The organism is Caulobacter sp. (assembly GCF_017744445.1).
Taxonomy (GTDB): domain Bacteria; phylum Pseudomonadota; class Alphaproteobacteria; order Caulobacterales; family Caulobacteraceae; genus Caulobacter.
Genome location: NZ_JAGIBH010000044.1, coordinates 1 through 520, shown reverse-complemented (window position 1 = coordinate 520; position 520 = coordinate 1). Strand labels below are relative to the sequence as shown.

1 protein-coding gene is annotated in these 520 nt (G+C 71.3%); it reads right to left on the bottom strand.

Translation table 11 applies throughout. The features are described 5' to 3' along the window. Window positions 1–520: PQQ-dependent sugar dehydrogenase (locus J7528_RS23430; protein WP_291879673.1), on the bottom strand; the 520-nt coding region annotated here is incomplete at both ends.

The window sequence follows — 520 nt, the reverse complement described above, 5'->3', positions numbered from 1 at the left end:
TCCGGGCGCGCGCCGGCCTGGCCGACGAACGGGTTGTCCTCCGGCACGCTGCCGTCCAGGTTCAGGCGGACCAGCTTGCCCTGCAGCTTGTCCAGTTCCTGCGCCATCATCTTCAAGGTGCGCTCGCCCTGGCTGATGAAGACATGGCCGTGGCCGTCGAAGGCGAAGCGCGAGCCGTAGTGGTTCTCGGTGTTGACCTTCGGTTCCTGGCGGTAGAACACGGTCACGTCCTGCAGGCCGGTGTCGCCAAGCGTGGCGTAAGCGGCCGAGGTGCCGGACAGGCCGTTCTCGCCGGGCTCGGCGTAGCTCAGGTAGATGCGCCGGCTCTGCGCGAAGTCCGGAGCGAGCGCGACATCGAGCAGGCCGCCCTGGCCGCGCGCGGACACCGCCGGCACGCCGGTGAGCGGCGCCGACACGCTGCCGTCGGCGGCGATGCGGCGCAGGGTGCCGACGCGCTCGGTGACCAGGAAGCCGCCCTCCGGCAGCAGCGCCACCGACCACGGATGCGACAGGCCATGCG